Here is a 22182-nt window from a genome sequence, read left to right as displayed (position 1 = left end):
AGAATGTAACGATGAACGAAGTCGACCACAGCCATCTCGTGCACGGTCGTCGGCAACGCCCGGATGGGCCGACGCCGGTGGACGTGATTTCGGTCCAATCCCAACTGGTCTACGGCCACGCCGGCAACAGCGCGGCGGTGCCGCCGTTGCGTGCGCTGGGTCTGCGCGTGGCGGAAATCCCCACGACGCTGCTGAGCAATGCGCCGTTCTATTCGACGCTGCGCGGGCACGTGCTCCCCGCGGACTGGTTTGCCGATCTGCTGCTGGGGGCGAGCGAGCGTGGTCTGCCGCAGCGTGCCGGTGCGCTGGTGTCCGGCTATTTCGGCAGTGTGGAAAACGGTGTCGCATTCGCCGACTGGCTGGATACAGTGCTTCCGCAGTCGTCCCAGTTGCGTTACTGCCTGGATCCGGTGATCGGCGACACCCATACCGGCCCCTATGTGGAGCCGGGGCTGGAGAAGGTCTTCGCCGAGCGCTTGCTGCCACATGCCTGGCTGGTGACGCCCAACGCGTTCGAACTGGGACGGCTGACCGGCATGCCCGCATTGGCGCAGGACGATGCCATCGCCGCTTCGCGCAAGTTGCTGGAACGGGGGCCGGAATGGGTGATCGCCCATTCGGTCTCGGGGAATCCCGGCGACCTGGTGACGCTGGCGATCGGGCGCGATGAAGTCTGGCGTTGGACCTCGCCGCATCTGCCGGTGGATGTGGCCGGTACCGGTGACGTGCTGATGTCGCTGATCGTCGCCTTTCTGCTCAAGGGACACGCCTTTGAAGATGCGGTGGGCCGCGCCATTGCCGGTGTGCATGCCGCGCTGGAAGCGACGTTGGCGCAGGGCGTGGAGGAATTCGATGTGCTTGCCGCAGCGCCCGCGGCGCTGGGTACGCCGCACCGGTTCCGCGCCGAGCGCCTGGCATGAGTGGTCCCGTCATCGGCATCGTCGGCAGCGGTGGCGCCTATGGCCGTTGGCTGCGCGGATTCTTCCAGTCGCGGATGGGTCTGACGGTCATCGGCCACGATCCGGTGGATGTGGATTCGCAGACGCCTGAACAGCTGCTGGAGCGGGCCGACGTGCTGCTGTTTTCCGCGCCCATCCGCCATACGCCTGATCTGATACGCCACTACGTCCACCGCTCGGGCGGGCGCGAGCAGGGCCGTCTGTGGCTGGATGTCACCTCGATCAAGGCCGGGCCGGTAGCGGCGATGCTGGAGTCCAGAGCATCGGTCGCCGGACTGCATCCGATGACCGCGCCGCCCAAATCGCCGACGCTCAAGGGCCGGGTGATGGTGGTCTGTGAAGCCCGCCTGGATCCCCGCTGGCAGGGCTGGCTCAAGGAGCTGTACGCCGGGTTGGAGGCCGAATGCGTGCATGCCACGCCCGAGCATCATGACCGGGTGATGGCGCTGGTGCAGGCGATGGTGCACGCCACCCATCTGGCGCAGGCCGGTGTGCTGCGCGAGTACGCGCCCCTGCTGGGTGATCTGCAGGCGCTGATGCCTTACCGTTCTACCGCCTTCGAACTGGATGCGGCGGTCATTTCGCGCATCCTGTCGCTGAATCCGGTGATATACGAAGACATCCAGTTCGGCAATCCGCATACCGCCGAGATGCTGGATCGTCTGCTGGGCCAGCTGCAGCAGTTGCGCGGACTGATCGGACAGAGCAGCGATTCGGCCCGCGCCGTGTTCCGTCAGCAGTTCCTGCTCGACAACCGGGCGGCGGTGGGCGAGGACACCCTGCGCGACGGCAATTACAGCTTCGAGCGGCTGGGCTATCTGCTGGCCGATCTCACCGAGCAACGGGCGATGAGTGTACATCTGCCGCAGGACCGCGCCGGTTCACTGCGTGAACTGCTGCATGTGTTCGAGCAGCATGGGGTCAGCCTGGCCTCGATCCACTCCTCGCGTACGCCGTCAGGGGAAGTGCATTTCCGTATCGGTTTCGAGCACAGCTATGCGCCGGAGGTGTTGGCCGCGGCCGCACAACAGATCGATCACAGCGGTATCGGACGCGTGCTGGGACGCTGACCTACCGGGGGACTGTCGCAGCAGCTGCGACTTAATCCACAGGGGGTGTGGATGAAATGTACACAAACGTGTGGATAAGCGTCGGCGCGCCTTGTGGCACAAGGCTGTCAAGACACTTGTTCAATAATTGACCAGCATCGGGCTGGTTTGGCAAAGCCCATTCAGGCCCACATAGTCCACGCGTTTTGCCGCTGCATCTGCTGTCGCATGGAGGTCCTGTTTTCAGGCACGGTATGGCTGGTTCAGTGACAACCTGACCGCGCCATCGGCGGTTCCCAGGTGGCTGCCCTGGCGGATCAGTGGACGCCCGTCGGCCAATTCATAACGCGGCGCGGGCGTGGAGTTGCCACTGGCCGCGCCTGGTGTCTCGTCCCTGAATTCGATGACGATCCAGCTCTGGCCATCGGCGCTTGTCGCAGGGAATTGTCGGAACGCCATCGCTCAGCTCCTGGTGGCAGGGACCCGGATCGGACGCGTTGATCATGCCGGCAGCGGCGTTACCCTGCTGTCGGCATGATGTTCTCAATCTATGAACTGCAGTCGCGCCAGTTCGGCATACAACCCGTCCTGGGCCAGCAGCTCGGCATGCGAGCCCTGGGCGATGATGCGACCGTGGTCCATCACCACGATGCGGTCCGCCTTCAGCACCGTGGCCAGGCGATGCGCGATCACCAGCGTGGTGCGGCCGCTCATCAGTCGTTCCAGCGCCTGCTGCACCGCGCGCTCGCTCTGCGCGTCCAGCGCGCTGGTGGCCTCATCCAGCAGCAGCACCGGCGCGTCCTTGAGCAACGCGCGAGCGATGGCGATGCGCTGTTGCTGGCCGCCGGACAGGCGCGCGCCGCGCTCGCCCAGATCGCTGGCGTAACCTTCGGGCAGCTGGCAGAGGAACTCGTCGGCTTCGGCCGAGCGTGCGGCGATCCGTATCGCTTCATCACTGGCCTCGAGCCGGCCATAGCGGATGTTGTCGGCGGCGCTGGCGGCGAACAGGGCCGGCTGCTGCGGCACCAGCGCGATGTTCTGGCGCAGTTGGGCCGGATCGAGCCGGCGCAGATCGATGCCATCAAGCTGCACGCTGCCGGCGTCCGGATCGTGGAAACGCAGCAGCAGTGACAGCACCGTGCTCTTGCCCGCGCCGGAGGGGCCGACCAGGGCAACGGTCTCGCCGGGCGCCACCGTCAGGCTGAAGTCGTCCAGTGCCGGCTGGTCCGGACGCTGCGGGTAGTGGAAGGACACGTGCTCGAAGCGGATTTCCCCGCGCAGCGGTACCGGCAGCGGCTGTGCGTGCGCCGGCGCGGTGATGCGCGGCGTTTCGGCCAGCAGCTCGGCGATGCGGCCCATGCCGCCGGCGGCGCGCTGCAGCTCGTTCCACACTTCGGCCAGTGCGCCCACCGAGCCGCCGCCGATCAGCGCATACAGCACGAATTGTCCCAGCGTGCCGGCGCTCATGTTGCCGTCCACGACATCGTGCGCGCCGGACCACAGCACCGCGACGATGGCACCGAACACCAGCACGATGGCGATGGCAGTGACGACGGATTGGGTGCGGATGCGGCGCCGTGCGGTGGCCACCGAAACCTTCAATGCGTCTTCAAAGCGGCCGCGTTCGTAAGGCTCACGGGCATGGGCCTGCACGGTGCGGACCGCGCCCAGGGTCTCGGCGGCCAGTGCATTGGCGTCGGCGATGCGGTCCTGGCTGACGCGCGAGATCTTCTGCAGCTGGCGCGCGCCCAGCACGATCGGCAGCACTGCCAGTGGAATACCGATCAATGCGTACGCGGCCAGGCGCGGGCTGGTGACAAACAGCATCACCATGCTGCCAACGACGGTGACGGCGCTGCGCAGAGCCACCGACATGGTCGAACCGATCACGCTGCGCAGCAGTTCGCAGTCGGCGGTCAGCCGGGATACCAGCTCGCCGCTGCGGTTGCGGTCGTGAAAGCCGGCATCCAGGCCGATCAGGTGGGCGTACAGGCGTCCACGCAGATCGGCGACGACCTTCTCGCCAAGCAGCGACACAAAGAAGAAGCGGGCGGCCGTGGCCAGCGCCAATACCACCGCCACCACGAATAGCAGCGAGAACGCGCGGTTGATCTGGCCGCCGCCGGAGAAACCGTGGTCGATCATCTGTTTGACCGCCATCGGCAGGCTCAACGTTGCCGTTGAGGACACCGCCAATGCGACCAGCCACGCCCCGAACAGGGCGCCATGGCGACGCACGAACGGCCACAGCGCCTTGAGGCTGCCCAGCTTCTGCAGCTTGGGTGAGGGAGGCATTGGTTCAGTCATGGGGGGAAAACTCGCTCATGCGCAGGCGGTCGCGGGTGGCGTCACGCAGGCGCAGCGCCAACGCGTCGATCTGGTCGGCAGCCAGGCGCACGTGCAGGCGCAGACCCTCGGGCAGGAATTGTTCTTCAAGCTTCTCGGCACCGGCATTGCCCAGCAGGGTGTGGACGATGCCCATGTCCTCGAAGCCGCATTGCAGGATGCGTTCGGTCATTGCCACCAGCGGGCTGCGCTGGGCCAGCCGCAGGCACTCGGCGGCGGTACCGCCATAGGCGCGCACCAGACCGCCGGCGCCCAGCTTGATGCCGCCATACCAGCGCGTGACCACCACCGCGATGCGGTCGTAGCCTTGGCCATCGATTGCCGCGAGGATCGGCCTGCCCGCGGTGCCGGCCGGTTCGCCGTCATCGCTGGAGCGGTATTCATTGCCGTGGCGGTAGGCCCAGCAGTTGTGGGTGGCATCGGCGAACGAGACCGCACCGATGAACGCCAGTGCTTCGGCGGCAGTGCCGATGGGGGCGGCCTGCGCGAGGAAGCGGCTGTGTTTTATCTCCAGCTCATGGCTGGCGGGGGCGGCAAGGGTGTCGAGCATCACCGCCATTCTAGAGGCTGGCAACCGACGCGTGTGTCTGCGCGATCAGTCCGTGAGCAGGGGGCGCAGGTCACGCGGAATACGCGCCTCGGGATACTCCTGCATGAAACGCCGCAGGCTCAGACGTGCGCCGGACAGATCGCCGGAGTCGCGGCGTTCGCGGATGCGCTTGAGCCACTGCCGGCGCGGGAGCGCGGCATCGCTGTCGAGGTCGCTCTGCCATTGCTGCAGTCGTTCGGCCGCGAGATATTCGGCACTCTGCGGCGTGCTGCCGGAACTGCGGACCGCCGCCAGCGGTTCGGGCCGAGGCGCGGCCGTGCGGGCAACCGGCGGCGCCTGGAGCGCGGTGCGCCGATCGGCCTGCGCGCCGGCGTATTCGTCGTTTTGCGGAGCCATCGCCGGTGCTGGTGCGGGTGGTGCTGGCGGGGAAGGGGAAGTGACCATCGGCGTGGCTTCAACGGCGGGCGCCGTTACCACTGCCGCGTCGCTTGCAGATGCCGCGCGCGGTGCCGGTCTTTCACTGGTCCGTGCCCTGGCTGGCAGGGGCGTTGTGGCGGTTTTTGCGTCCGGGGCCTTCTTGTCCGTTGTGGCAGCCGGTGCCCCGATGGAGGCGGGTGCGGTTGTACCCGCCCCATCTACGGCAGCCTCGGCCTGCGGTGGTGCTGACGCCGGGTAAATGGTCGGTGCGGTGCGGACGGCACTGGGAACCGGTGCTGCGGGGGGTGTCGGCCGCCACTGCCAGGCAAGGCCCACCACCAGTACCAGCGAGGCGGCGATTGCCAGCGGGGAGGTCACGCTGCGGCGACGGCCCCAGCCTTGGCTGCGGGCCGAGCGCGGTGGTGCGGCGGGCGCGCTGGACAGCGGTTGTCGCGCCGTTGCCAGGACCCGGGCGTCGAGCTCGGCGCCGGGCTGCTCGCTGGAGCGCGGTTGCCCCAGCAGCCGGGCGAGTTCGCGTTCTTCCGGGGTCAGCCTGTCGGAGATGTTCATTCGTTCAACCTCGCGCGCAGCTTGTCCATCGCGTAACGCAGTCGCGATTTGACGGTTTCGCGGCCCACGCCGGTGATCTGCCCGATTTCTTCCAGACTCAGCTCCTGCTCAAGGCGCAGGATGACCACTTCCTGCTGCTCGGGCGGCAGTTCCGCCAGCGCCTGTTGCAACTGCTGGCGCCGGATGTGCTCATCGGCCAGCAGTTCCGGGGTGCGTACATCGGCCAGTCGCGCTGTGCGCTCGTCTGCATCGGCCGGTGCCGCAGGGCGGTGCCTGGCGGCCCGCCAGTGATCATTGAGCCGGTTGTGGGCGATGCGGAACAGCCAGGTGGCGAAGGCGGCCTCCGGCTGCCAGCTGCCGCGGGCGTTGATGACCTTGTGCCAGATATCCTGGAAAAGTTCCTCGGCCAGCGAGCGGTCACGCAGTTGGCCCAGCAAGTAGTGGAACAGGCGGGTCCGATGGCGGGCATACAGCTCGGCGAACGCGTCGCCATCGCCACGCGCATAGGCCAGCATCAGCGTTTCGTCGGAAACAGGTTGGACGGCGGTATCCACTTTCCCAGCCTAATGATTCCTCGGGTGGATGCCTAGCCGGCCGGCGAGTCGGCTCCTGCGGATTCAGATAAAGAACTTTTGCCCGGCCCTGTATATCCGCGTGGGTGACGGTATGCTGCGGATCAGGGGAGCCCATCCAGTTTGGGAGCCAAAGAGACCGGATGTATGCTCTACAGCCCGCTTGATATCCTTGCCGCCCACCCGCGTGCGGACAGTGATTCCCCCACGGCCCGCGTGGTGGCGACCCTGCAGGGACTGCTCCCCGCCGGAAGTACGGTGGCGCTGGCGTGGGAGGACGCGGTGCTGGCTGCCGGCGGCTGTACCAGTCCGCCGGATCGCGATGCGCTGCAGTCGGCGGTGCGACAGCAGCTCGAGGGGGCCGCGTTGACGGGTGATCTTCCCCTGCGTGTTTCAACCACGTGGACGCATGCCGACAGCGGTACTCGGATTGCGCTGATCGCCGAGCTCACCGAAACCGTGGCGCACGAGCAGCGCGAAGCGTGGCTGGGTACGGCGCGGGCGCTGGTGACCACGGTACTGATGACCTTGCGCCAGCAGCTGCGGATCCAGGAGCTGGAGCGCTCCAAACGCTTGCAGAAGGCACTGTTCGAGATCGCCGATCTGGCCGGTTCGGATCTGGATTTCGATGAAATGCTGGCGCATTTCCATCAGATTCTCGGCTCGCTGATGTACGCGGAAAACTGCTATATCGTCGAATGCGACGAGCAGCAGAGCAGTCTGCGCTTTCTGTATTTCGTGGATACCCAGGATGATTTCATCCCCGAGCCCGAACGCAGCTATCGCCACGAGGAAATGCCGGCCAGCCTGACCTTCGCCGTGCTGCGGCATGGCCAGGTGATGAGTGGCCCATCGCGTGAGCTGCTGAGAAATATCGATTCACGGTGTGACAAGGCCGAGGGGCTGGAAAGTGCCGACTGGCTGGGGGTGCCGATGTGGCGCAACGGGCGGGTGTGCGGCGCCATCGTGGTGCAGAGCTACCAGCTCGAGGTCCGCTACTCGGACGAGGATCGCGCGGTACTGAATTTCGTTGCCAAGCACATCCTGACCGCTATGGACCGGCGGCAGGCGCATGTGCGGCTGGAGCAGCACGTACAGCGGCGCACGCTGGAGCTGGAGCGGGCAAACCGCAGTCTGCAGGCGGAAATCAACGAGCGCCGTCGCGCTGAAATGGTGCAGACGGCGCTGTTCCGGATTTCCGAGCTGGCCATGAGCTGCAACAGCCAGGCCGATTTCCATGCACAGCTGCACGCAGTGATCTGCACGTTGCTCGATGCCCGGAACTTCTACATCGCCCTGGTGAACGCCACCGGCGATGGGGTGGACTTCGTCTACTCGGTGGATGAAAAGAGACCCCGGGAAACCTCGCGCCCGTTCAGTGGCGGCCTGACCGAATACACCATCCGCCGGGGACAGCCGTTGCTGGCCATGCGCGAGGATATTGATCGGTTGATCGCCAACGGTGAGCTTTGCGAGTTTGGCACGCCTTCCTATTGCTGGCTGGGGGTACCACTGCTGAACGATGACGAGATTATGGGAGTGATCGCGGTTCAGAGCTATTCGCCTGACGTGGTTTTCAACGCGCAGGACCAGCGGCTTCTCGCGTTTGTGGCCGGCAATATCGGCAACAGCTTGACCCGTCAGCGTGATCGCGGCCGCCTGCTCGATGCGCATTCGGAACTGGAGCGCCGGGTCGTGGAGCGCACCTACGAGCTGGGGGAGGTCAACCAGAAGCTGCTCGGGCAGATCAGTGAACGTCTGCGCGCGGAGGAGCGGCTCACCCACCTTGCCTTGCACGACGTGCTGACCGGTCTTCCCAATCGCATGCATCTGCAGCAGACGCTTGAGCAGACCATTGCCCATGCGCGCCTGGGCGCTGGCCCGCCTTTCGCGTTGTTGTTCCTGGACCTGGACCGCTTCAAATGGGTCAATGACAGTATCGGCCACGCCGCCGGTGATCAGATGCTGGTGGAGGTCGCGCGACGGCTGGTGCGGATGATCCGCACCGATGATGTCGTCGCCCGCCTGGGAGGCGATGAGTTCGCGCTGGTGGTGCGTTGTGACGGTGGTGCTGTGGCGGCCATGGATCTGGGGCGGCGTCTGCTGAAAGTGCTGGAGGCGCCGATGTGGGTGGAGGGGCGCGAGCTGTTTCCTTCCGGTAGCGTGGGTATCGCGTTGTGGCACCCGCGCTACACCTCCGGCGCGGATCTGCTGCGGGATGCCGATGCGGCGATGTACCGGGCCAAGGTGAAAGGCCAGGACCGCTGTGTGGTGTTCGATGCCGCCATGCATCAGGAAGCGATGCGCAGCTTGGAGCTGGAGTCCGATCTGCGGCGTGCGATCAACAATCGTGATTTCGTGCCCTTCTACCAGCCCATCGTGTCACTGGAGGATGGTCGCCTGATCGGCCACGAAGCGTTACTGCGATGGCCGCACGAACAGCGCGGCCTGCTGTTGCCCGGGCAGTTTCTCGCGCTGGGCGAGGAGAGCGGACTGATCGAGCAGGTCGACTGGCTGATCTATGAACAGGTGGTCAAGGATCTGGCCCGCACCACGCGTGGCTACGTGTCGGTCAATGTCTCGCCCCGGCATTTCCGCGTGGCGGATTTCGCGCCGCGCCTGCTGGCAGTGATCGAAGAGGCAGGTGCCGATGCGGATCGATTGCGCATTGAAATCACCGAAACGGCCTTGCTGGATGATGCACCGCGTACGCTGCAGACCCTGCACCAGTTGCGGGAGCGGGGCGTGGTGGTGCAGCTGGACGATTTCGGAACCGGGTATTCGGCGCTGTCCTATCTGCATCGTTTTCCGATCAGCGCGTTGAAGATCGATCGCAGTTTTGTCGCCGGACTGCACGCACAGAGCGGCAAGAGCACGCTGGCACTGGTGGACGGAGTGCTGTCGTTGGCCCGGACCCTGGGTATCGAAACCATCGGCGAGGGCGTGGAAACCGAGCAGCAACGCCAGACCCTCCAGCAGCTGGGCTGCAACTACGGGCAGGGATATCTGCTGGGGTATCCCGCTCCGCGCCAGGCCACTTTGCATCAGCTTTGATGTACAAAAAAAACAAGCCCGCCGATGCGGGCTTGTTCTGGACGGGCGCTCACTGTGCTTGAACGGCATGCCCGAAGAGGATCGATCTGGATGATCCCCGGCGCGGCCGCATCAACGCAATGGATTGCGTTTTCTCCCGGCCGCGCCACGTCCGGAGGCGGGCGCTTTCCAGCCACTCGCGCTGCGCCGTGCCAGTGACTTACCGCAACGCGGCGCGCAGCTTCTCGTCGAACCACTTGCTGGCCTGCGCCGGCGAGTAGGCGCGCATCCATTCGAGCATCTGCGCCGGATCTTCGCCGTGCCACAGATCATCGCGCTGTTCCGGATGCAGGAAGCGTTCGCTGACCATGGTGTCGATCATGCCGATCAGCTGTGCATAGAAGCCGTCGATATCGAGGAAGGCACAGGGCTTTTTGCCAATGCCGAGCTGGCGCCAGGTCAGCATCTCGAAGATCTCCTCGGCGGTGCCGAAGCCGCCGGGCAGGGCGACGAAGGCATCGGACAGGTCGAACATGCGCGACTTGCGCTCGTGCATCGAGCCGACGATCTCCAGCGTGGTCACGCCTTTGTGCGCCACTTCCATGTCCACCAGATGCTGCGGAATCACGCCGGTGACTTCGCCGCCGGCGGCCAGCACGCCGTCGGCCACCGCGCCCATCAGTCCGGTCCTGCCGCCGCCGTACACCAGCCGCAGGCCTTCTTTGGCAATGCGCGTGCCCAGTTCGGTGGCGCGTTGCATGTAGATGGGCTTGGCGCCGGGATTGGAGCCGCAGTAGACGCAGATGGACTTCATGGTTGTTCCTGTTGGATGGGGAGAGGTGTTCGGATTCCGTCTATGAACAGGGGCGGGATCAGAGGATTTCAAAAGCAAGAAGGCCCCGCCGGGGCGGAGCCTTCTGCACACAGGCCGTGGAGCTTAGTTGGCCTTGTGGATCGAACGCTTGCCAACGGCCATGGCCGCGTCGTGGACCACTTCCGACAGCGACGGGTGGGCATGGCAGATGCGGGCCAGATCGTCGGCCGAACCGCTGAACTCCATCGCCAGCACGCCTTCGTGCACCAGCTCGGAGACGTTCACGCCGACCATGTGCATGCCGAGGATGCGGTCGGTTTCGGCATGGGCCAGCACCTTGACGAAGCCAGCCGGCTCGGACATCGCCACTGCGCGGCCGTTGGCGGCGAACGGGAAGCTGCCAGCCTTGTACGGAATGCCTTCGGCCTTGAGCTGCTGCTCGGTCTTGCCGACCCAGGCCAGTTCCGGCTCGGTGTAGATGACCCACGGGATGGTGTCGAAGTTGACGTGGCCGGGCAGGCCGGCGATCAGTTCGGCCACCGCGATGCCTTCCTCGAAGCCCTTGTGGGCCAGCATCGGGCCGCGCACGCAGTCGCCGACCGCCCACACGCCGTCGACGCCAGTGTGGCAATGGTCGTCGACCACGATCTGGCCGCGCTCGTTGACCTGCACGCCGGTACCGTCGGCCAGCAGGCCCTTGGTGGCGGCACGACGGCCCACGGCGACCAGCAGCTTGTCGACCGTGATGGTCTTCTCGCCGCTGGCGTCGCTGTAGGTGACCAGCACTTCCTTGCCCTTGACCTCGGTCTTGGAGACCTTGGCGTTGAGCTGGATGTCCAGGCCCTGCTTCTTGAATTCCTTGGCGGCGACCTTGGCGGCTTCGCTGTCGGCAGCGGCCAGGAACTCCGGCATGGCTTCCAGGATCGTCACTTCCGCACCCAGGCGCTTCCACACGCTGCCCAGTTCCAGGCCGATCACACCGGCGCCGATCACGGCCAGGCGCTTGGGCACTTCGGTGAAGTCCAGCGCGCCGACGTTGTCGACGATGGTGTCACCGTTGAACTTGGCGAACGGCAGCTCGATCGAATCCGAACCGGCGGCGATGATGACGTTGGTGCCCTTCAGCTCGACGGTGCTGCCGTCGTGCTGCTTGACGGTGACCACGTTGCCGGCCTGCAGCTGGCCGAAGCCGTAGTAGGCGGCAACCTTGTTGGCCTTGAACAGCTGGGCGATGCCGCCGGTGAACTGCTTGACGATCTTGTCCTTGCGGCCAACCATCGCGCCGACGTCGATCTTGGCGTCGTTGAAGCTGATGCCATGGTCGCCAAAGATGTGGCCCATGTTCCAGAACTGGCGCGAGGAATCCAGCAGCGCCTTGGACGGGATGCAGCCCACGCGCAGGCAGGTGCCACCGAGGGCCGGCTTGCCGTCCTTGCCCAGCGCTGCGTCGATGCAGGCGGTCTTCAGACCGAGCTGGGCGGCGCGGATGGCGGCGTGATAGCCGGCAGGACCGGCACCGATGACGACGACGTCGAATTGTTCAGCCATTGATAATTCCTTGTTGCTTTCCGTCGGCCCGGAGGCGGGCCGCTGGCGCCTGGCGCCGGGAAGAGGACGGTGATGCGAGCCTGCAAAACCAAGCCCCTCGCCATTGCGGGCGAGGGGCCGGAGGGATTACAGACCGAACAGCATGCGGCCCGGGTTTTCCAGCTGGTTCTTGATGTCCACCAGGAACTGCACCGAGTCCTTGCCATCGATGATGCGGTGGTCATAGGACATGGCCAGGTACATCATCGGGGCGATCACGACCTGGCCGTTCTCGGCGATCGGACGATCCTTGATCGTGTGCATGCCGAGGATCGCGCTCTGCGGCGGGTTGACGATCGGGGTCGACATCAGCGAGCCGAAGGTGCCGCCATTGGTGACGGTGAAGGTGCCGCCCTGCAGTTCTTCCAGCGACAGCTTGCCGTCGCGTGCCTTCTTGGCGTAGTCGGCGATGGCCTTTTCGATGTCGGCGAAGGACATGCGCTCGACGTTGCGCAGCACCGGGGTCACCAGACCCTTGTCGGTGGACACGGCGATCGAGATGTCCGAGTAGCCGTGATAGATGATGTCGTCACCATCGATCGAGGCATTGACCAGCGGGAAGCGCTGCAGCGCGTTGGCGGCGGCCTTCACAAAGAAGCTCATGAAGCCCAGCTTGATGCCATGGGCCTTGACGAACTCTTCCTGCAGTTCCTTGCGCGCGGCGGAGACCTTGGCCAGGTTGACTTCGTTGAAGGTGGTCAGCATCGCGGTCGAGTTCTTCGACTGCATCAGACGCTCGGCGATGCGCTTGCGCATGCGGGTCATCGGCACGCGTTCTTCCGGACGGGCGCCGCCGGCCTTGCCGACGCCACCGTTGCGGGCGAAGTTGACGATGTCTTCCTTGGTCACGGCGCCGTGGCGGCCGGTGCCGGACACGTCAGCCGGGTTCACGCCTTCGGTGATGGCCGAGAAGCGGGCGCCCGGGGGCAGGGTGTCGGCGGCGGACTTGGCAGTCGGAGCCGGCGCGGCAGCAGCGGCCGGTGCGGCGGCGGCCGGAGCGGCAGCCTTCGGCGCTTCGGCCGCGGCGGCCGGTGCGGCAGCGGCAACCGCGCCTTCCTCGATGATGGCCAGGATCTGGTTGGAGGTGACGGTGTCGCCTTCCTTGAACTTGATTTCCTTCAGCACGCCATCAACCGGTGCCGGCACTTCCAGCACGACCTTGTCGGTTTCCAGGTCGAGCAGGTTCTCGTCACGCTTGACGGCCTCGCCCAGCTTCTTGTGCCAGGTGGCGATGGTGGCGTCGGAGACGGATTCGGGCAGTACCGGTACTTTGACTTCGGTGGCCATTGGGCGGATTTCCTGGTTGCAGATTCTTGAGAGAAAGGTGGCTTATTCGGCGTAGTTGTCGTCGATCTTGTTGACCAGCGCGTCGGCGAGCAACTGCTGCAGTTCGCGCAGGTGATCGGACATGTGGCCAACAGCAGGCGACGGAGAACGCGGGCGACCGGCATAGTGCAGGGCCTGGCCATCGGCCACGCATGCCTGCAGGTGGTGCCTGATCTGGTACCACGCACCCTGGTTCATCGGCTCTTCCTGGCACCACACCACGTCAGTGGCCTTGTCGAACTTCTTCAGTTCGGCAGCCAGCGCCGGGCGCGGGAACGGATAGAGCTGTTCGATACGCACGATGGCCACATCGTCCTGGCCACGCTTGGTCTGGTCTTCCAGCAGGTCGTAGTAGACCTTGCCCGAGCACAGCACCACGCGCTTGACCTTCTTGGCGTCGGCAGCGGCGTCACCGATCAGGTGCTGGAACTCGCCGTTGGCCAGTTCGTCCAGGGTCGACACGGCCAGCTTGTGGCGCAGCAGCGACTTGGGCGACATCACCACCAGCGGCTTGCGGGTGTCCATACGCATCTGGCGACGCAGCATGTGGAATGCCTGGGCCGGGGTCGACGGTACGCAGACCAGCATGTTCTCCAGCGCGCAAAGCTGCAGGAAGCGCTCCAGACGCGCGGAGCTGTGTTCCGGACCCTGTCCTTCATAACCGTGCGGCAGCAGCAGCGTCAGGCCGGAGATCCGGCCCCACTTGGCTTCGCCCGAGGCGATGAACTGGTCGATCACCACCTGGGCACCGTTGGCGAAGTCGCCGAACTGGCCCTCCCAGATGCACAGGGTGTTGGGATCGGTGGTGGAGAAGCCGTACTCGTAGGCCATCACCGCTTCTTCGCTGAGCAGCGAATCGATAATGGTGGCCTTCTCCGGCGACTCGACCAGCTGACGCAACGGCAGGTAATAGCTGTCGGTCTTCTGGTCATGCAGGATCGCGTGGCGGTGGGTGAAGGTACCGCGGCCGACGTCCTGGCCGACCAGACGCAGGCCGTGGCCTTCGTCCAGCAGGGTGGCGTAGGCCAGGTTTTCGGCAAAGCCCCAGTCACCCGGGATCTCGCCGGCGGCCATCTTGCGGCGGTCGTCATAGACCTTGGCCACGCGCGAATGCACTTCCACACCCTCAGGAATGGTGTTGATCATCGCGGCCAGCTGGGTCAGCTTGCCCATCTCGACCTTGGTGCTGACCTGGTCGGACAGCTTGCCCGCCAGATACTTGCCCCAATCCACGAACAACTTGCTGGTGGCCGGGGTCTTGCCCACATCGGCCAGTTCGGTGGTCACTTCACCGGCATCGAGCTTGTTGCGATAGCTGTCGACCAGCTCCTTGCCAGCACCGGCCGGGATCACGCCGGCGGCTTCGAGCTGTTCGGCATACAGCTCGCGGGTGGTCTTGTGCTTGCGGATCACCTGGTACATCAGCGGCTGGGTGATCGCCGGCTCATCGGCTTCGTTATGACCCCAGCGGCGGTAGCAGATCAGGTCAATCACGACGTCCTTGTTGAACTGCTGACGGAAGTCGTACGCCAGCTTGGCGGCAAACACCACCGCTTCCGGATCGTCGCCGTTCACGTGCAGGACCGGTGCGCCGATCATCTTGGCGATATCGGTGCAGTACAGGGTCGAACGCGAATCGTCGCGGTTGGAGGTGGTGAAGCCCACCTGGTTGTTGACCACGATGTGCATCGTGCCGCCAACGGTGAAACCGCGGGCCTGCGACATCTGGAACAGTTCCATCACCACGCCCTGGCCGGCAAAGGCGGCGTCACCGTGGATCAGGATCGGCATCACCTGCTTGCGCGCGGCATCGCCGCGACGCTCCTGGCGCGAACGCACCGAGCCGGCAACCACCGGGTCGACGATTTCCAGGTGCGACGGGTTGAACGCCAGTGCCAGGTGCACCGGGCCGCCATCGGTGGCGACGTCGGCGGAGAAACCCATGTGGTACTTCACGTCACCGGCGACAGCACGCTCGTCGTGCTCGAACTTGCCTTCGAACTCGTCGAACAGCTTGCGCGGGTTCTTGCCGAGCGTGTTGACCAGCACGTTGAGGCGACCGCGGTGGGCCATGCCGATGATCACGTCCTTGACGCCATCCTTGCCGGCGCTGCGGATCACGGTGTCCATCATCGGGATCAGCGAATCGCCGCCCTCCAGCGAGAAGCGCTTCTGGCCGACGTACTTGGTGTGCAGGTAACGCTCAAGGCCTTCGGCCGCGGTCAGGCGCTCCAGCGTGCGGCGCCGGGTGTCGGCATCGAGGTTGTAGTTGCCGCCGGCGTTCTCGAGGCGCTGGTAGAGCCACTGGCGCTGCTCGACCTCGGCGATGTGCATGAATTCCGCACCGATCGAGCCGGTATAGGTCGCCTTCATGCGTGCAACCAGATCGCGCAGCTTCATCCGCGGCTGGCCAGCGACGCCCCCGGTGCTGAACTCGTCGTTGAGGTCGGCGTCGGTGAGGTGATGGAACGGCAGGCTCAGGTCCGGCGGATTGACCGGCGGGGTCAGGCCCAGCGGATCCAGGCGGGCACCCAGGTGGCCGCGCGAACGGTAAGCGGTGATCAGACGGCCGACGTTGCGCTCACGCTCGTCGCCTGCACTGGCAGCGCCTGCGTTGGACGCGTTCTTGGCGGCTTCGGTGATGAGGGCGATGGCGGCCGAGTGCGGGACATCACCTGCTTCGCGGCCCTTGAAGCCATCGAAGTAGGACTTCCACTTGGGGTCCACACTGTCCGGAGAAACGAGGTACTGCTCGTACAGATCCTCGATATAGGAGGCGTTGCCGCCGGCGAGTTGCGATGACTGCGCAAACTGCTTCAGGAGATTGTCCACGATGGAGTGTCGGATTCGCTTGTGGGGTATGACTCAGGGAAACCGGCGCGTCACATGAACAGGCGCGCACGGGCGTGATCTAACCGCTGAATTATACCCCTGCCGGGACAGGAAGGGGCATTCACACTGTCCCGCGGATTAATGCCAGGCCGCCATTTGTCTTGCCGTGTCTGGCGTCAGACACCGAGGACACGCAGTGCGCTGCAGACGCGCGAACGCTCCCAGATACGCTGGAACAGCTCGTCCTGCTGCCGGGCGCGCGCATCGTTGGCCAGGGACAGCTCGCCCTCCAAACGTTCGCCCATTGGACGAAAGTAGCAGTCGCCATTGTCATTGCCGATGCCGGCCGACGCGACGGCGCAATCGACCGGATCGACCGGCTCACGCAGCTCGAAAACGCTGGGCAGGCGCTGGATCAACGCCGTCAGTGGCGCAGGCAAGGTGGCCAGGTCTCCTTCGGCGAGCAGCAGCTGTACCTGCTTGTCGTGGCGGGCGGTGGCAAAGCGGCGCAGCGCCGCCAGCAGCTGGGGTTGCCCGAGCAGGACCGAGTCGTCACCGCGGATCTGGAGCCGCAACCGCCGGCGCGCGCGATGGATCACGCTGCTGGCGGCGGCCGTCGCTCCGGTCAGATCGGCCACGCGCATGGCGCCATCGAGCCGGCGGCGCATGGTCTGGTGGGTGATGCCGGCCTCTTCGAAGGTATCGCCTTCGGGCAGGAAACCGTTGCGGGCGTAGAAGTCGCGCGCGGTCAGCTGGGCGTGCAGGCTCACCTCGCCCCAGCCGCGGCGGCGGGCCTCGGCGACCAGGGCTTCGAGCAGGGCGTCGCCGACGCCGTTGCCGCGGGCGCCGGCCACGACCGCCATGCGTCCGATCCGGCGCTCGGGAGTCAGCCGGCCGGTACCGATGGGCTGGCCATCGGCATCGCGCGCCAGCACGTGATGGCTGAGCGGGTCCAGCGCATCGACCTCCAGCTCCACCGGTACCTGCTGTTCAATCACGAACACGGCATGCCGCACGCCATGCAGCGCGGCCTGCTGGGTGGCGTAGTCGGCGGTTTCGATATGGAAACTGGGGGCGGGGATCATGCTGCGGGGGTATCCGTGTCGTCGTTGTCGCAGATCACCACGACCTCGACCCCGTCTTCGCTGACATTGACGGTCTGGATGTCGGCCTGGGCCGGCTCGCCTTCGGCGGCCTGGGTGTACTCGAACACCTCGATCTCGACTTCCGGCGCGTCGTGGTCGTCGTCGGCGTCATTGTCGCTGTCGTCCAGTTCTTCGGCAGCGGCCTGCAAACGGGCGAGCGTCTCCACATCCAGCAGCTGGAAGTAGCCGCCGGCCAGCAGCTCCAGCATGGCGCTGCGGCCCTTGGCCGAGAGCTTGCGGTAGGCGGTGGCGTCGATGTGTTCGGCGGCGGCCAAGGTCTGCGCGTCCTTCACCGACAGCGGAAATTCGCGACCTGAGCAGTACAGCGTGCCGCCCCGGGTGGCACGGCGCCAGGCCAGACGGGCCCACGGGTGGCGCTCCAGCTCGCCGCCACGGGCCAGTTCGGCTTCCACCTCTTCCAGCGGGCGCGGTGCCTGTGAGGGCAGGATGTCGCCGGCCGAGCGGTAGGTGGTGATGAAGCGGCCGAACCAGTCGCCGAGGCGGTCCGGATCGTTCATCCGCAGCGCGTTGAGCGCGGTGACCACCCGCTTCATCGCCGCCGCATCGATCTCGTTGGGATCTTCAGGCAGCTTCAGGTCCGGATCCTGGAAGCGGATGGATTCATCGGCATTGGCCACCAGGTCATCCAGCCAGTCGCTGATCAGCTCGGCCGATGACGGTGCGCGCATGCCGAAGGAGTAGGTCAGGCACGGGTCTTCGGCCACGCCGTTGTGCGGCACGTTGGGCGGCAGGTAGAGCATGTCACCGGGCGCCAGCACCCAGTCGTGGCTGGCCTTGAACTTCTTGAGCAGCTTCAGCTCCACGTCCGGACGGAAATCCAGCGGCGGGCGCTTGCCCTTGGTCGATTCGCTGGCGTCGATCTGCCAGCGGCGGTGGCCGTAGCCCTGCAGCAGGAACACGTCGTACTGGTCGACATGGGCGCCGACCGAGCCGCCGGTGGCGGCGAAGCTGATCATCACGTCATCCATGCGCCAGCGCGGCAGGAAATCGAAGTGGGCCAGCAGCGCGCGCACGTCCGGGTCCCACTTGTCCACGTCCTGCACCAGCAGGGTCCAGTCGTGGTCGGGCATGCCCGGGAACTCATCTTCCTGGAACGGGCCGGTACGCACGGTCCAGCCGTCGGCGGCGCGGTCGTGGTTGATCAGCCGTGCCAGCGCGCCGTCCTCGCAGGCCAGACCGGCCAGATCGTCCGGCGAGACCGGGCTCTGGAAATCCGGGAAGGCACCGCGGATCAGCAGCGGACGCTTCTGCCAGTAGTCGCGCAGGAAGGTGGCCGGGGCCATGCCCAGCGGCTGGCCCGGCTTGGCCTGGACTTCGATCGGATAGGTCTTGTTCTTGCGTGCAGCCATGGGAAATCCTTGCAGCGTGGAAGCGGGGTTGCGGGCGCCAGATGCGCGCAGGCCGCTATTGTCCCCTTGTTGGCGCCAAACCGCACGACTGCCGGCGCGAAGTCAGGCCGGCGCGCGGGCGATCCCGTCATGGCCGTCACCGGTGAATGGCAGCGGGCACCGGCGATGATCGGAGGGATCGGCCGTGGTCACGAGGCGGCCCCAGGCGGTTTCGCGTATCCCGGTTTCCGGGCGCATTCCGGCCGCTTTGGCTCGGGCCAGTACCGGCTCCAGCAGCGGTACCACCACACCCAGGTGCAGAGGCGTCCAGTGACGCCCGCAGTGGCGCGACTGGCCGGCGGCCGCATCGCCGCCCGCCGGAGGGGCCAGCAGCCACAGCGGGGCCTCGGCGCCGAGCAGTTCGACTCCGGCATCGTCGATGCGTCGGCCGGGGCGCCGCCCGAACGCCGCGCAGTAGCAGACCGGGACGGCGGCCAGGTCGGGCACATCCAGGTTGATCCGCAGTTCCCTTGAGACCTGGACTGCCAGCATAGGCGTGCACCACCGCCCCGGGGCAGCGCGGTTTCACAATGCGGGGCTGCGGGCAGGCGCCAGATGGCAGAAGAGCCGGCAGTGCCGGCTCCTCTGGGGTTCGCGCAGGTGATCAGGACTCAGATCGCCTTGGCCAGCTGTGCGGCCAGGCCGGCATAGCTGCCCGGGGTCAGCTCGCGCAGGCGCTGCTTGGCCTCGGCCGGCAGCTCCAGCGATTCAATGAACGTGCGCATCGAATCGGCGGTGATGCCATGGCCGCGGGTCAGGGCCTTGAGCTGCTCGTAGGGATTGGGCAGGCCGTGACGGCGCATCACCGTCTGCACGGCTTCGGCCAGCACTTCCCAGGCCGCATCCAGATCGGCATCCAGACGCTCCGGGTTCACGGTCAGCTTGCCCAGACCCTTGGCCAGCGAGTCCAGCGCGATCTGGCTGTGGCCGAAGGCGGTGCCGACCGCGCGCAGCACGGTGGAGTCGGTCAGGTCGCGCTGCCAGCGGCTGATCGGCAGCTTGGCGGAAAAGTGCTCGAACAGCGCGTTGGCGATGCCGAAATTGCCCTCGGCATTTTCGAAGTCGATCGGGTTGACCTTGTGCGGCATGGTCGAGGAGCCGACTTCGCCTTCCTTGAGCTTCTGCTTGAAATAACCCAGCGAGATGTAGCCCCAGATGTCGCGGGCCAGGTCGATCAGGATGGTGTTGGCGCGACGGGCGGCGTCGCCGATCTCGGCCACGTTGTCGTGCGGCTCGATCTGGGTGGTGTAAGGGTTGAACACCAGCCCCAGCGATGTTACGAACGCTTCGGCGAAGGCCGGCCAGTCGATATCCGGGTAGGACACGACATGGGCGTTGTAGTTGCCGACGGCGCCATTGATCTTGCCGGTCAGCTCGACCGCGCCGATCTGCTTGATCTGCCGTTCCAGGCGGGCGACGACATTGGCCATTTCCTTGCCCAGGGTGGTCGGCGAGGCGGTCTGGCCGTGGGTGCGCGAGAGCATCGGCTGTTCGGCCTGGGCGTGGGCCAGCTGGCGCAGCGTGGCGGCGATGCCGCTGTAGGCCGGCACGATTACCTTGTCGCGGGCTTCAGCCAGCATCAGGCCGTAGGACAGGTTGTTGATGTCCTCGCTGGTGCAGGCGAAGTGCACGAACTCCAGTGCCGGCGCCAGCTCGGCGTCGTCCTTGAGCTGTTCCTTGATGAAGTACTCCACGGCCTTGACGTCGTGGTTGGTGGTGCGCTCGATTTCCTTGACGCGTGCGGCATTCTCGACCGAAAAATCCTCGGCCAGCGCGCGCAGCCTGGCCTTGCCGGCGGCGCTGAAATCGGCCAACTCGCTGATGCCCGGTTCGGCACCCAGCGCCAGCAGCCACTCGATCTCGACCTTGACGCGGGCCTTGATCAGGCCGTATTCGGAAAAGATCGGGCGCAGTGCGTCGACCTTGCCGGCATAACGGCCGTCAAGCGGGGACAGGGCGAGCAGGGTGGCTTCTTGGCGGGACGTATCCGTCATGGCGGCAGGCGTTGGGCAGTGGCGGGGGCGCATATTCTACGCCGACGACGGCGGCAGGCTGTGCCACGGGCGGCGCCGCAAACGAATTCCTCGCAGGTGATGGGCTAGATTGCCGCCGGAATGTCGATCTGTTGGAGGAATCCTATGAAGATGCGTGTCGAGCACGACAGCATGGGCGAGCTGCAGGTGCCGGCCGAGGCGCTGTGGGGGGCGCAGACCCAGCGTGCGGTGGAGAATTTCCCGGTGTCCGGGCAACGCATGCCGCGAGCCTTCATCCGGGCACTGGGGCTGATCAAAGGCGCGGCGGCCGAGGTCAACGCCGGCCTGGGGCTGCTGCCCAAGGGGGTGGCCAAGGCGATCCAGTCGGCGGCGGCCGAGGTGGCCGGTGGCATGCATGACGCGCATTTCCCGATCGACGTGTACCAGACCGGCTCGGGCACTTCCTCGAACATGAATGCCAACGAGGTCATCGCCACCCTGGCCAACGCCAGCGGCAGGGCCGGCAAGACGGTGGTGCACCCCAATGACCACGTCAATCTGGGGCAGAGTTCCAATGATGTGATTCCCACCGCGATCCGCGTCTCGGCGCAGCTGGCCACGGTCGAAGACCTGTTGCCGGCGCTCAAGCACCTGCGCCGCATCATCGACAGGCGTGCCCGCGGACTGGGCAAAGTGGTCAAGACCGGGCGCACACATCTGATGGATGCGATGCCGCTGACCTTTGCCCAGGAGTTCGGCGCGTGGTCCGCGCAGCTGGCCTCGGCTGAAGGACGCATCGAGGACGCCCTGAAGCGGCTGCGCCGGCTGCCGCTGGGCGGCACCGCGATCGGCACCGGCATCAATGCCGATCCGCGCTTCGGCGGCAAGGTGGTCAAAGCGCTGTCGACCGCGACGAAGGTGAAGTTCGACAGTGCCGCCAACAAGTTCGAAGGACTGGCCGCGCAGGACGACGCGGTGGAGCTGTCCGGCCAGTTCAATGCGTTGGCGGTGGCGCTGATCAAGATCGCCAATGACCTGCGCTGGATGAACGCCGGGCCGCTGGCCGGGCTGGGCGAGGTGGAGTTGCCGGCGCTGCAGCCGGGCAGTTCGATCATGCCGGGCAAGGTCAATCCGGTGATTCCCGAAGCCACTGTGATGGCCGCGGCGCAGGTGATCGGCCACCACACCGCCATCACCATTGCCGGGCAGACCGGCAACTTCCAGTTGAACGTGACCCTGCCGCTGATCGCAGCCAACCTGCTGGATTCGATCCAGCTGCTGTCCAGCGTGATGAACCTGCTGGCCGACAAGGTGATCGCCGGGCTGGTGGTCAAGCAGGAACGGGTGCGTGAGGCGCTGGCCCGCAACCCGATCCTGGTGACCGCGTTGAACCCGATCATCGGCTACGAAAAGGCCGCCGCGATCGCAAAACGGGCCTACAAGGAGCAGCGTCCGGTGCTGGAGGTGGCGGTGGAGGACAGTGGTCTGTCCGAGGCCGAGCTCAAGCGGCTGCTGGACCCGGCGGCGCTGACCCGCGGCGGCATCCACGGCGGCTGAGGCGGGCATCTGCCCGCCTTTGCGCTGGAGCCGGAAGGGCGCG

Annotated in this window: 17 protein-coding genes; 4 read left to right on the top strand and 13 right to left on the bottom strand. The window is 65.9% G+C overall.

Annotated features, from left to right (window positions below; genetic code table 11):
* Positions 1-11: 11 nt before the first annotated feature.
* Complete coding sequence (gene pdxY / locus ACVOMC_RS12680; RefSeq protein WP_481524248.1) at positions 12-920, top strand: pyridoxal kinase; 909 nt, start codon at positions 12-14, stop codon at positions 918-920.
* Positions 917-2029: a prephenate dehydrogenase gene (locus tag ACVOMC_RS12675; RefSeq protein ID WP_481524247.1), complete on the top strand. Its 1113-nt coding sequence runs from the start codon at positions 917-919 to the stop codon at positions 2027-2029. Before pdxY ends, ACVOMC_RS12675 begins: the two co-directional genes overlap by 4 nt.
* 222 nt (positions 2030-2251) lie before the next feature.
* Here ACVOMC_RS12675 and ACVOMC_RS12670 read toward each other — a convergent pair whose 3' ends face one another.
* From ACVOMC_RS12670 to ACVOMC_RS12650, 5 genes are all read right to left on the bottom strand, one after another.
* Positions 2252-2467: a hypothetical protein gene (locus ACVOMC_RS12670; RefSeq protein WP_481524246.1), complete on the bottom strand. Its 216-nt coding sequence runs from the start codon at positions 2465-2467 to the stop codon at positions 2252-2254.
* A gap of 84 nt (positions 2468-2551) precedes the next feature.
* On the bottom strand, positions 2552-4315 hold the full coding sequence (locus tag ACVOMC_RS12665; protein WP_481524245.1) for an ABC transporter transmembrane domain-containing protein: 1764 nt from the start codon (positions 4313-4315) through the stop codon (positions 2552-2554).
* Positions 4308-4904: an IMPACT family protein gene (locus tag ACVOMC_RS12660; RefSeq protein WP_481524244.1), complete on the bottom strand. Its 597-nt coding sequence runs from the start codon at positions 4902-4904 to the stop codon at positions 4308-4310. Before ACVOMC_RS12660 ends, ACVOMC_RS12665 begins: the two co-directional genes overlap by 8 nt.
* 45 nt (positions 4905-4949) lie before the next feature.
* Positions 4950-5891 (bottom strand): hypothetical protein, encoded by a 942-nt coding sequence (locus ACVOMC_RS12655; RefSeq protein WP_481524243.1) that lies wholly within the window; start codon positions 5889-5891, stop codon positions 4950-4952.
* Complete coding sequence (locus tag ACVOMC_RS12650; RefSeq protein WP_481524314.1) at positions 5888-6406, bottom strand: RNA polymerase sigma factor; 519 nt, start codon at positions 6404-6406, stop codon at positions 5888-5890. The genes ACVOMC_RS12655 and ACVOMC_RS12650 overlap by 4 nt, the downstream gene beginning before the upstream one ends.
* A gap of 204 nt (positions 6407-6610) precedes the next feature.
* On the opposite strand from ACVOMC_RS12650, the gene ACVOMC_RS12645 reads away from it, so the two are divergent.
* Positions 6611-9517: a bifunctional diguanylate cyclase/phosphodiesterase gene (locus tag ACVOMC_RS12645; protein ID WP_481524242.1), complete on the top strand. Its 2907-nt coding sequence runs from the start codon at positions 6611-6613 to the stop codon at positions 9515-9517.
* A 199-nt stretch (positions 9518-9716) separates the two neighbouring features.
* On the opposite strand, the gene ACVOMC_RS12640 is transcribed toward ACVOMC_RS12645, so the two are convergent.
* From ACVOMC_RS12640 to purB, 8 genes are all read right to left on the bottom strand, one after another.
* The gene (locus ACVOMC_RS12640; RefSeq protein WP_481524241.1) at positions 9717-10310 is read right to left on the bottom strand and encodes an LOG family protein; all 594 of its coding nucleotides are present in this window, start codon (positions 10308-10310) and stop codon (positions 9717-9719) included.
* 123 nt (positions 10311-10433) lie between these two features.
* Entirely contained in the window at positions 10434-11858 is a 1425-nt protein-coding gene (lpdA, locus tag ACVOMC_RS12635) for a dihydrolipoyl dehydrogenase (protein WP_054659053.1), read from the bottom strand.
* A gap of 126 nt (positions 11859-11984) precedes the next feature.
* Entirely contained in the window at positions 11985-13184 is a 1200-nt protein-coding gene (gene sucB / locus ACVOMC_RS12630) for a dihydrolipoyllysine-residue succinyltransferase (RefSeq protein WP_481524240.1), read from the bottom strand.
* Positions 13185-13226: 42 nt separating this feature from the next.
* Positions 13227-16055: a 2-oxoglutarate dehydrogenase E1 component gene (locus tag ACVOMC_RS12625; protein ID WP_481524239.1), complete on the bottom strand. Its 2829-nt coding sequence runs from the start codon at positions 16053-16055 to the stop codon at positions 13227-13229.
* A gap of 176 nt (positions 16056-16231) precedes the next feature.
* Positions 16232-17140 carry a GNAT family N-acetyltransferase gene (locus ACVOMC_RS12620; protein WP_481524238.1) on the bottom strand — a complete coding sequence of 303 codons (909 nt, stop codon included), beginning with the start codon at positions 17138-17140 and terminating at the stop codon, positions 16232-16234.
* Entirely contained in the window at positions 17137-18570 is a 1434-nt protein-coding gene (locus ACVOMC_RS12615) for a ribosomal protein uL16 3-hydroxylase (protein ID WP_481524237.1), read from the bottom strand. Before ACVOMC_RS12615 ends, ACVOMC_RS12620 begins: the two co-directional genes overlap by 4 nt.
* Before the next feature lie 102 nt (positions 18571-18672).
* Positions 18673-19101, bottom strand: a complete 429-nt coding sequence (locus ACVOMC_RS12610) for a VOC family protein (RefSeq protein WP_481524236.1) — start codon at positions 19099-19101, stop codon at positions 18673-18675.
* Between the two features lie 119 nt (positions 19102-19220).
* On the bottom strand, positions 19221-20603 hold the full coding sequence (gene purB / locus ACVOMC_RS12605; protein WP_481524235.1) for an adenylosuccinate lyase: 1383 nt from the start codon (positions 20601-20603) through the stop codon (positions 19221-19223).
* A 144-nt stretch (positions 20604-20747) separates the two neighbouring features.
* Between purB and ACVOMC_RS12600 the strand changes: the two genes are divergently transcribed.
* Positions 20748-22139, top strand: a complete 1392-nt coding sequence (locus ACVOMC_RS12600) for a class II fumarate hydratase (protein ID WP_481524234.1) — start codon at positions 20748-20750, stop codon at positions 22137-22139.
* Positions 22140-22182: the final 43 nt, after the last annotated feature.

The sequence above is a fragment of the Stenotrophomonas sp. STEN014 genome, assembly GCF_056760315.1.
This window is presented reverse-complemented; position numbering and strand designations above follow the sequence as displayed.

What these genes read in the sequence shown, in the direction of transcription:
- pdxY (WP_481524248.1), top strand. Translation starts at nt 12, where the DNA reads ATGAACGAAGTCGACCACAGCCATCTCGTGCACGGTCGTCGGCAACGC.
- ACVOMC_RS12675 (WP_481524247.1), top strand. Translation starts at nt 917, where the DNA reads ATGAGTGGTCCCGTCATCGGCATCGTCGGCAGCGGTGGCGCCTATGGC.
- ACVOMC_RS12670 (WP_481524246.1), bottom strand. Translation starts at nt 2,467, where the DNA reads ATGGCGTTCCGACAATTCCCTGCGACAAGCGCCGATGGCCAGAGCTGG.
- ACVOMC_RS12665 (WP_481524245.1), bottom strand. Translation starts at nt 4,315, where the DNA reads ATGACTGAACCAATGCCTCCCTCACCCAAGCTGCAGAAGCTGGGCAGC.
- ACVOMC_RS12660 (WP_481524244.1), bottom strand. Translation starts at nt 4,904, where the DNA reads ATGCTCGACACCCTTGCCGCCCCCGCCAGCCATGAGCTGGAGATAAAA.
- ACVOMC_RS12655 (WP_481524243.1), bottom strand. Translation starts at nt 5,891, where the DNA reads ATGAACATCTCCGACAGGCTGACCCCGGAAGAACGCGAACTCGCCCGG.
- ACVOMC_RS12650 (WP_481524314.1), bottom strand. Translation starts at nt 6,406, where the DNA reads ATGCTGGCCTATGCGCGTGGCGATGGCGACGCGTTCGCCGAGCTGTAT.
- ACVOMC_RS12645 (WP_481524242.1), top strand. Translation starts at nt 6,611, where the DNA reads ATGCTCTACAGCCCGCTTGATATCCTTGCCGCCCACCCGCGTGCGGAC.
- ACVOMC_RS12640 (WP_481524241.1), bottom strand. Translation starts at nt 10,310, where the DNA reads ATGAAGTCCATCTGCGTCTACTGCGGCTCCAATCCCGGCGCCAAGCCC.
- lpdA (WP_054659053.1), bottom strand. Translation starts at nt 11,858, where the DNA reads ATGGCTGAACAATTCGACGTCGTCGTCATCGGTGCCGGTCCTGCCGGC.
- sucB (WP_481524240.1), bottom strand. Translation starts at nt 13,184, where the DNA reads ATGGCCACCGAAGTCAAAGTACCGGTACTGCCCGAATCCGTCTCCGAC.
- ACVOMC_RS12620 (WP_481524238.1), bottom strand. Translation starts at nt 17,140, where the DNA reads ATGATCCCCGCCCCCAGTTTCCATATCGAAACCGCCGACTACGCCACC.
- ACVOMC_RS12615 (WP_481524237.1), bottom strand. Translation starts at nt 18,570, where the DNA reads ATGGCTGCACGCAAGAACAAGACCTATCCGATCGAAGTCCAGGCCAAG.
- ACVOMC_RS12610 (WP_481524236.1), bottom strand. Translation starts at nt 19,101, where the DNA reads ATGCTGGCAGTCCAGGTCTCAAGGGAACTGCGGATCAACCTGGATGTG.
- purB (WP_481524235.1), bottom strand. Translation starts at nt 20,603, where the DNA reads ATGACGGATACGTCCCGCCAAGAAGCCACCCTGCTCGCCCTGTCCCCG.
- ACVOMC_RS12600 (WP_481524234.1), top strand. Translation starts at nt 20,748, where the DNA reads ATGAAGATGCGTGTCGAGCACGACAGCATGGGCGAGCTGCAGGTGCCG.